The sequence below is a fragment of the Microbacterium sp. UBA3486 genome (genome assembly GCF_002377845.1).
Taxonomy (GTDB): domain Bacteria; phylum Actinomycetota; class Actinomycetes; order Actinomycetales; family Microbacteriaceae; genus Microbacterium; species Microbacterium maritypicum_A.
In genome coordinates this window covers 1-8,242 of the sequence record NZ_DFQP01000003.1, presented here as the reverse complement: position 1 = coordinate 8,242, position 8,242 = coordinate 1, and the positions used below count along the sequence as shown (strand labels likewise).

Here is an 8,242-nt window from a genome sequence, read left to right as displayed (position 1 = left end):
CGGCGGTGCAGGCGGCGATACGGGCGGGGCGGGCGGCCCTGCCTGTCCGGGGACGGGGAAGACCGGCGGCGGGCCGGTGTACGCCGGCGGGGCCGGGGGCGCTGCGACGGGAATCTCCGCCGCGTGCGCACTCCAGCGGTGGGTGGTGTCGCGAGACGCCGCCTCCGCTGCCGCGCGGCTGACCTCGTCGACCAGAGCCAGCGCATCGGCACGTTCGAGACCCGAGAGGTACCCGGTGATCGGCCCGGGGACCGTGTGCACCTGTGCGCCGGAAACCCGCTGGTGCCGGTCGATCGGCCCCTGGCTGAGCGAGACCCCCTGCAGACGTGCCAGCGGGAACACGGCGAGCTTGCGCCAGACGTTTCCGCGGCGCAGCAGCAGACCGAAGTCGGCGACGAGGTAGCCGTGTCGCTTCCAGGAGAACGGACGCCGCCACGCTGCACGCCGTGGCATCGTCCGATACGCGTCGCCATCGGCGGGACCCACGACGCCCTGATCCCAGAGGAACGGGATGCTCTCCCCAGGAACGTCGGGGAGCACCAGCGCGAGCACGCGTTCGACATCGGCGCGTTTGCCGACGGGCAGCACCACGTTGAACTGCTGTCCGCTCCCCGACGACTGCTGGGCTGCGCTCTTGCCGCTCATACGGTTGATCTTGATCGTCCACCACCCGAACGGGCGCCACAGCAGCGACTGCGACACCTCCACCGCGAAGATGCGTCCCGGCGGGAGCGTCTCGGTCACGGTCGTGAGAAGACCGTAGGTGATGCGCACGCCGTCAGGAGTCGGAGCGATCGAGTAGCGCAGCGACTTCGAGATCTGCGCCCAGGTGATACCGACCACGGCGATGACCATGGGGACGCCCATGCCGAGACCCAGCCCGAGGAGGACGAAACCTCCATCCGAGTTGCCATCGGCCAGCATCCCGATCAATGCGCTGCCGATCGCGATCGCGAAGATCGCTCCGAAGAAGACGAACCACAGCAGCCCGGAGATCACCTGCGAGCCCACCAGCCGGCCGGTCGGGATCTTCACGACGCTCTCGGGGACGACATCGGCGAGGTCGACGCCGGAGATGAGGCCGTTGACACCCGCGTTCATCGAACCGACCAGCTGCGCCCGGGCGGATGTCGGACCGGGCGCGGCCGACGTTGCCGCCGGGTTCAGCGCGGCGTCGCGCGCCGCACGAGCACCCGATGCCAGACGCAGGATGTCGGCACGCACCGACTCTGCGCGGGGCGTCGCGAGGTATTCGAGCTCGACGTTCGCGTCGTTGCCGGCTCCGACCACCTCGAGCTTCGCGAGACCGATGATGCGGGCGGGGAACGGGCGTGTCAGGTTCACGCCCTGCACGCGGTCGAGAGGTGCGCGGCGGTGGGAGCGGAAGATGATTCCCTTGCGGACCTCGACGTGATCGCCGGTGATCCGGAACTGCTGGAAGCGCCAGACGAACCAGAAGATCAGCACCAGCACGATCACGAGCCCGAGCACGCTGAGGAGGGCGACCAGGATCAGGTTGTTCGAGAGCACCCAGTCGACAGGATCGGCACCGGCGTAGTCGCCGTAGTGCGCTTCTTCTGGCGTGAAGATGCCCACGGCCCAGGTGATCAGGCGATCCCGCATGTTCGCGATGACGATACCCGCGATGATGATCAGCGCGAGCCCGCCCTTGAAGAGCGGGGTGAGGGGGTGCATGCGGTGCCACTCACCGTTCGCGAGCGTCGTGGAACCCTCCTCGACGGGCATGGGCGCGCTCGGCGCGAAAGGGGGCTGCTGCTCGCTCACAGGCCGGTCCGACGGGTCTCGGCGACCTGGATGAGGGTGTCGCGCAGCGCCTCGGCCGCGCCCTGCGTCAGACCGGGGATCTGCACGCCGGTCGTCGCGGCGGCCGTGACCATCTTGAGCTGGGCGATGCCGAACGCGCGGTCGAGCGGCCCCTGCGTGATGTCGACCAGCTGCATGCGACCGTAGGGGACGGCGATCATGCGCTGCCACAGGATGCCCTTGCGGAAGACGATGTCGTCGGCGCGGAGCATGTAGCCGATCGCCTTCGCCTGGCGCGGGAGGATGATGAGGGCGAACACGGTGATGAGCAGGATGATCCCGGCGGGGATCCACACCCACTGCTGATTCAGCACCACGTTCAGCACGACGGCGGCGATCGCGACGATCGCGATGAAGATCACGTTCTGCACGATCTGCGACACGACATAGCGCGGCGAGATCTGGTGCCACGTGCCGTCGAGTTCGAGGCGGGCCTCGTTGCGTGCCGTGCGCAGCTGGGTGTACGTCCCCCTGTCGAGGGCGTCGAGGTCAGTGCCCTCCGCCGGGTTCAGGGGCGCGGTCTCTGGGTTCTGAGTCATCAGGATCCTTCGGCAGGGTGCAGAACTGCTCGGCGACGAGCGCGGCGATCACGAGGACGATCGCGCTTCCGATCAGGGCCAGCATGGCCACAGTCGACCCTACCTGCGGAATGACGGGACGTGACAGGAGGAACACGAGCAGCCCGGCTCCGAACCCCGCCATGATGGCGCCGAGCAGACTCGAGGCCCGCGCGAGTGTCGCCGCTCTGAGTGCGCGGAAGGGATCGATGCGGATGCCCGACCGCACGCTGCGCCGCACCGGCCATGCGACCCCGAGGGAGGCTGCGGCGATCAGCAGGAGGAGCACCGGAAGCAGGAGCGAGGGGGTGAACGTGACACGTCCCGATGCCGTCAACAGGTGATCGAGCAGGAACCCGCCTCCGCCGGCGAGCAGTGCGAGGACGACGAGCACGCCCGCAGAGGTGCGTCTCATCCCTCGCTCCGGGCCCGCAGTTCCGCCACGAGGTCGGCGACTCTGCCCCGGCCGAGCAGCACCGCGTCCTGGTCGACATCCAGCCACGGTTCGAGCACGAAGAGGCGTTCGGCAGCGCGCGGATGCGGCAGCTGCAGACGCGGTTCGTCGGAGATGACGTCGCCGTACGCGATCAGGTCGAGGTCGAGCGTGCGGTCGCCCCAGCGCTCCCGTCGCTCTCGGCCGTTCTCGTCCTCGATGGCGTGCAGCATCCCGAGAAGGATCTCGGGGGCGAGGCGCGTGGTCACCAGAGCCACGGCGTTGACGTAGCCGGGCGCCTCGGGATCGGGCCCGTCGAGCCGGAGGGCGACGGTCTCGAACAACCGGGAGAGGCGCACCTCGCTGACCAGCGGGAGCCGCGCGATCCTCTCGGCGGCCGCCCTGATCGTGTCGTGGCGGTCGCCGAGGTTCGCGCCGAGGGCGACGACCGCGGTGGTCTCCGGACGTCCGGGACGAGGCGCGGGCATGTCGGGCGGGTTCGCGAGGTTGCGGCTCATACGATCGTGTCCTCCAGCGCGTCAGGCGATCGGCGGCGATGCACGGTGACCGCCACATCGGTGAAGTCCAGAGCGATCGGCGCGTGCGGCTTGTGCACGGTCACGGCGATGTCCTGCACCCGACGGTCTTCGAGACCGACGGCGGCGATCCTCTCGGCGAGCGTCTCGATCAGGTTCACCGGTTCCCCGGCCACGACCGCAGCCACCTTCTCGGCGAGCTCTCCGTAGTGCACGGTGTCCCTCACGTCGTCGGAGACGGCAGCCTGCGCGAGCGACAACCGCAGACGAAGATCGATCGTGAACTCCTGCCCGTCGCGGCGTTCGTGCTCGAAGACACCATGACGGCCGAAGACGGTCAGACCGGTGAGGACGATCTCGTCGAGGGACTCCATGCTTCTAGCGTACGGGGCCACCCCGATGCGCCCTCAGCCTTCCCATGCATGCGCGATCGCGAGGGCGTCGCGCGTGCTCGCCACATCATGCACACGCACGGCCCAGACTCCGGCCCTGACCGCGAGAGCACTGGTCACAGCGGTAGCGATGTCGCGTCGAGACTCCGACACGTCACCGTCGCTCTCGGCTTCCTGGCGCAGTACTTCGGCGAGGAACCGCTTGCGCGATGTGCCGATGAGCACGCGCGGCCCGAGGGCGACGATCTCGTCGAGCCCCCGCAGCACCTCCCAGTTCTGCGCGCCCGCCTTGGCGAACCCGATACCCGGGTCGACGATCAGGCGCGATGGGGCGATTCCGGAGGCCGCCGCCTCGCCGATGCGCTCCTGCAGCTCCCCCGCGACCTCGCGGGCGACGCGACGGTACTCGGCGTTCGCGTACATGTCGGCGGAGAAGCCACGCCAATGACCGATCGCGAAATCGGCCCCGGACTCCGCGACAGCCGCGCGCATCTCGGGATCGGCGAGCCCTCCGGAGACGTCGTTCACGATCCTGGCGCCCGCCCGCACGGCCGCAGCCGCCGTCGATGCGCTGAGCGTGTCGATGCTCACGGGAACACCCGCGGCAGCGAGCTGTTCGATCACGGGGATGACGCGCTGCTGTTCGACCTCGTCGCCGACGCGGTCGGCGCCCGGCCTGGTCGATTCTCCGCCCACATCGAGCACAGCCGCACCCTCGGCTCGCAGTCGCAGTCCGTGGGCGACCGCGCGATCGACGTCGAGATAGCGTCCGCCGTCGCTGAACGAATCGGGCGTCACGTTGACGATGCCCCAGATCCCGGTCATCAGCGCGCCGCACCCCCGAGAGGCACCGACGCGCCGATCAGGGTGATGAGCTCCGCTCGGGCGGGGGCGTCCGTGTACTCTCCGCGCGCCGCGATCGTGAGCGTCGATGCCTCGGTCTGCCGCCCGCCGCGCATCGTGACGCACCCGTGTGCCGCATCGAGCACGACCAGCACCCCGCGGGTGTCGAGGTGCTCTGCGATCGTGTCGGCGATCTGCTCCCCGAGGCGCTCCTGCACTTGAGGACGCGCCGCGAGGATCTCGACGACGCGCACCAGCGCTCCGAGCCCCACGACCTGCTCCCCGGGGAGGTAGGCGATATGCGCATGACCGGCGAAGGGCAGCAGATGGTGCTCGCAGACGGAGCGGAAGCGGATGTCGCGCAGCAGCACGGCGCCGGAGGGCAGGGTATCCGGTGCGGGGCCGCGGGAGACGCTGATGGTGCGCGCGAGCGGCTCGGCCGGGTCTTCGCCGACGCCCGAGAAGAACTCGGAGTACAGCTCGCCCATCCGCATCGGGGTCTGTTTCAGCCCTGGCCGGTCCGGGTCCTCGCCGATCGCTTCGAGCAGCTCCCTCGTGAGCCGCTCGACGCGCTGCCTGTCGACGGTCACGTCACGCCGTCGCGGGCCGCGGGTGCCCGGCTCCCGCCGAACCCTGCTGCGTGCGCGGCGTTCCGGCCGGAGCCTCCACGGATGCCGCAAGCGAGACGTCCTTCTTCGGCACCTCGATCGGAGGACGCTCGGACACCGGGCGCCCTTCGCTCGACAGCCACAGCGGGCGCTCGGGAAGCTTCTTGATCTCGGTGAAGATCTCCGCGATCTGGTTGTGGTCGAGGGTCTCCTCCTCGAGCAGCGCCAAAGCGAGCTTGTCGAGGATGTCGCGGTTCTCGCTGATGACCTCGTACGCCTCGTTGTGCGCCTGTTCGATGAGGGCACGCACCTCGGCGTCGACCCGCTCCGCGACTTTCTCCGAATACTCGCGACCACGTCCCATGTCGCGTGCGACGAACATGTCGCCGCCCTCGGTGCCCAGCTTGACCGGTCCGACCTGCGTGGTCATGCCGTACTCGATGACCATCTTGCGCGCGATCGAGGTCGCCTTCTCGATGTCGTTCGAGGCACCTGTGGTGGGGTCGTGGAACACGATCTCCTCCGCGACGCGGCCACCCATGGCGTAGGTCAGCTGGTCCTGGAGCTCGTTTCGGGTGACCGAGTACTTGTCGTCCAGCGGCAGCACCATCGTGTAGCCGAGAGCCTTGCCACGGGGCAGGATCGTGATCTTGGTCACGGGGTCGGTGTGGTTCAGGCCTGCCGCGACGAGCGCGTGGCCCCCCTCGTGGTACGCGGTGATGAGTTTCTCATGGTCTCGCATGAGACGCGTGCGACGCTGCGGCCCGGCGATCGACCGATCGATGGCCTCGTCGAGCGCGCGGTTGTCGATGAGCTGCGCGTTCGAACGCGCCGTCAGCAGCGCCGCCTCGTTCAGCACGTTGGCCAGGTCGGCGCCCGAGAAGCCCGGCGTCTTGCGGGCGACGATCTCAAGATCGACGTTCTTCGAGAGCGGCTTGCCCTTGGCGTGCACCTGCAGGATCTTGAGTCGCCCGGGCATATCGGGAGCGTCGACACCGACCTGCCGGTCGAAGCGGCCCGGGCGCAGCAGCGCGGGGTCGAGCATGTCGGGACGGTTCGTCGCCGCGATCATGATGACGTTCGTCTTCGGGTCGAAGCCGTCCATCTCGACCAGCAGCTGGTTGAGCGTCTGCTCGCGCTCGTCGTGGCCGCCGCCCATGCCCTGGCCGCGGCGCTGGCCGACTGCGTCGATCTCGTCGACGAAGATGATGGCGGGAGCGTTCGCCTTCGCCTCCTTGAAGAGGTCTCGCACACGGCTCGCGCCGACGCCGACGAACATCTCGACGAAGTCGGAGCCCGAGATCGAGTAGAACGGCACGCCTGCCTCGCCGGCGACGGCTCTGGCGAGCAGCGTCTTGCCGGTCCCGGGAGGGCCGTAGAGCAGCACGCCCTTGGGGATGCGGGCGCCCACGGCTTGGAACCGGGTGGCGTCTTGCAGGAAGTCCTTGATCTCGTGCAGCTCCTCGACGGCCTCATCGGCACCGGCGACATCGGCGAACGTGACCTGCGGCGTCTCCTTCGAGACCAGTTTCGCCTTCGACTTGCCGAACTGCATGACCCCGCGGCCACCGCCCTGCATGGAGGAGAGCATCCACCAGATGAGCAGGCCGATGAGCAGCAGCGGGAGCAGGAAGCTCAGCAACGACCAGATCGGGCTGGGCTGCGGCACCTGGTCGGTGTACCCGTCCTTGAGATCCGCGTCGTTCACGGCTTCGACGATGTCGAGACCGCGGGGCGCGACGTAGTAGAAGTAGACGTCCTGCGATCCGGTCTTCTTATCGGCCTTCTCGAGTTCGAGATTGACGCGCTGATCCCCGTCGATGATCTCCGCGTGCTTCGCGTCGCCGTCGGCGAGCATCTCGAGACCGCGATCCGTCGACACCTCCTGCGTGCTTCCGCCCGACAGCAGCGACCACCCGAGCAGCACGATGATCGGTGCGAGGATCAGATAGAGCAGCGGCCCGCGCAGGAGCCGACGGCTCTTCGATGTGCTCTTCGTCGAATTCTCTGCCAAGTCTGGACCTTTCAGAAGGAGCGTGCCGGGAGATCCAGCATCGGTAAGCGTAGCCAATGCCACTGACATCGGTCTGAGCTGCGGGCGCTTGTCCGCTCACGGCGCACTCGGCGCCCCGGCCCTGCTGCAGTGAAGCGGACGTTACTCGCCGCCGTAGACGTGCGGTGCGAGCACGGCGACGTCGCGGAGGTTGCGGTAGTCCTCGGCGTAGTCGAGGCCGTACCCGACGACGAACTCGACCGGGATGTCGAAGCCGACGTAGGCGACGTCGACCTGCACCTTGAGCGCTTCCGGCTTGCGCAGCATCGTGCAGATGCGCACCGACTTGGCGCCGCGGCTCTCGAGGTTCTCCTTGAGCCAGGAGAGAGTGAGGCCCGAATCGATGATGTCCTCGACGATCAGCACATCGCGCCCGGTGATGTCGGCGTCGAGATCCTTCAGAATCTACACGACGCCGCTCGACTTCGTGCTCGCGCCGTACGACGAGACCGCCATCCAGTCCATCTGCGCGTGGAACCGGAGCTCGCGGGCGAGGTCGGCCATCACCATGACGGCGCCTTTCAGCACGCCGACGAGCAGCGGCGGCTCGTCGCCGTAGTCGGCCTCGATCTCACGAGCGAGTTCGGCGAGCCGCTGATGCAGCTCTGCTTCGGTGTGCAGTACGACGGAGAGCTGATCGCCCAGATGTTTCGCATCCATGGGTCTATTCTTCCATTGCTGCGGCGCCGTCTGCGACACGGGCGCTGGCGGCCGGTCCGCGGGGCGAACCCGCGCGCCTCGTGAACTCGACGCGGCCGGCGACGCGGGCGACGGTGATTCCGGGAGCCTCGATCGGCCCCTGACCGCGCCAGTGCGTGACGAGGGTGGCGATCGCGAGGGTGTGCTCCCGACTGAGCTCGCTGCCGAACTCCGCTTCGGCCACCCTCCGGATGATCCGGTGACGCAGCGCCGCAGGGTTCGCCGCGAGCGCTCCTGCGGAGACCGCGATCCCGGCCTCCGCGTGCTCGACGATCTCCTCGATCTGCTCCTCGACCA

The 8,242-nt window shown here is 68.5% G+C and carries 9 protein-coding genes and 1 pseudogene; all 10 read right to left on the bottom strand.

Annotated elements, in window-relative coordinates; translation table 11 throughout:
• The coding region (locus B2869_RS00350; RefSeq protein ID WP_292761276.1) for a PH domain-containing protein at nucleotides 1-1,785 on the bottom strand (1,785 nt) is incomplete at its 3' end.
• Nucleotides 1,782-2,363, bottom strand: a complete 582-nt coding sequence (locus B2869_RS00345; protein WP_021198198.1) for a PH domain-containing protein — start codon at nucleotides 2,361-2,363, stop codon at nucleotides 1,782-1,784. The genes B2869_RS00345 and B2869_RS00350, both read right to left, overlap by 4 nt.
• Nucleotides 2,314-2,796, bottom strand: coding sequence for a DUF3180 domain-containing protein (locus tag B2869_RS00340; RefSeq protein WP_029259664.1), 483 nt, complete (start codon nucleotides 2,794-2,796; stop codon nucleotides 2,314-2,316). The genes B2869_RS00345 and B2869_RS00340 overlap by 50 nt, the downstream gene beginning before the upstream one ends.
• Nucleotides 2,793-3,332, bottom strand: a complete 540-nt coding sequence (gene folK, locus B2869_RS00335) for a 2-amino-4-hydroxy-6-hydroxymethyldihydropteridine diphosphokinase (protein WP_136025278.1) — start codon at nucleotides 3,330-3,332, stop codon at nucleotides 2,793-2,795. The genes B2869_RS00340 and folK overlap by 4 nt, the downstream gene beginning before the upstream one ends.
• Entirely contained in the window at nucleotides 3,329-3,724 is a 396-nt protein-coding gene (folB, locus tag B2869_RS00330) for a dihydroneopterin aldolase (protein ID WP_292761262.1), read from the bottom strand. The genes folK and folB overlap by 4 nt, the downstream gene beginning before the upstream one ends.
• 33 nt (nucleotides 3,725-3,757) lie before the next feature.
• The gene (gene folP, locus B2869_RS00325) at nucleotides 3,758-4,567 is read right to left on the bottom strand and encodes a dihydropteroate synthase (RefSeq protein WP_292761259.1); all 810 of its coding nucleotides are present in this window, start codon (nucleotides 4,565-4,567) and stop codon (nucleotides 3,758-3,760) included.
• Nucleotides 4,567-5,175: a GTP cyclohydrolase I gene (gene folE, locus B2869_RS00320; protein ID WP_029259660.1), complete on the bottom strand. Its 609-nt coding sequence runs from the start codon at nucleotides 5,173-5,175 to the stop codon at nucleotides 4,567-4,569. The genes folP and folE overlap by 1 nt, the downstream gene beginning before the upstream one ends.
• 1 nt (nucleotide 5,176) lies before the next feature.
• Nucleotides 5,177-7,207 carry an ATP-dependent zinc metalloprotease FtsH gene (ftsH, locus tag B2869_RS00315; RefSeq protein WP_292761255.1) on the bottom strand — a complete coding sequence of 677 codons (2,031 nt, stop codon included), beginning with the start codon at nucleotides 7,205-7,207 and terminating at the stop codon, nucleotides 5,177-5,179.
• A 141-nt stretch (nucleotides 7,208-7,348) separates the two neighbouring features.
• Nucleotides 7,349-7,906 (bottom strand): annotated as a pseudogene (gene hpt / locus B2869_RS00310) (hypoxanthine phosphoribosyltransferase).
• A 4-nt stretch (nucleotides 7,907-7,910) separates the two neighbouring features.
• Nucleotides 7,911-8,242: TilS substrate-binding domain-containing protein (locus tag B2869_RS00305; protein WP_292761253.1), on the bottom strand; the 332-nt coding region annotated here is incomplete at its 5' end.

Excerpts from the sequence above, each read along its gene's own strand:
- B2869_RS00345 (WP_021198198.1), bottom strand. The coding sequence starts at position 2,363 with ATGACTCAGAACCCAGAGACCGCGCCCCTGAACCCGGCGGAGGGCACT.
- folP (WP_292761259.1), bottom strand. The coding sequence starts at position 4,567 with ATGACCGGGATCTGGGGCATCGTCAACGTGACGCCCGATTCGTTCAGC.
- folB (WP_292761262.1), bottom strand. The coding sequence starts at position 3,724 with ATGGAGTCCCTCGACGAGATCGTCCTCACCGGTCTGACCGTCTTCGGC.
- folK (WP_136025278.1), bottom strand. The coding sequence starts at position 3,332 with ATGAGCCGCAACCTCGCGAACCCGCCCGACATGCCCGCGCCTCGTCCC.
- B2869_RS00340 (WP_029259664.1), bottom strand. The coding sequence starts at position 2,796 with ATGAGACGCACCTCTGCGGGCGTGCTCGTCGTCCTCGCACTGCTCGCC.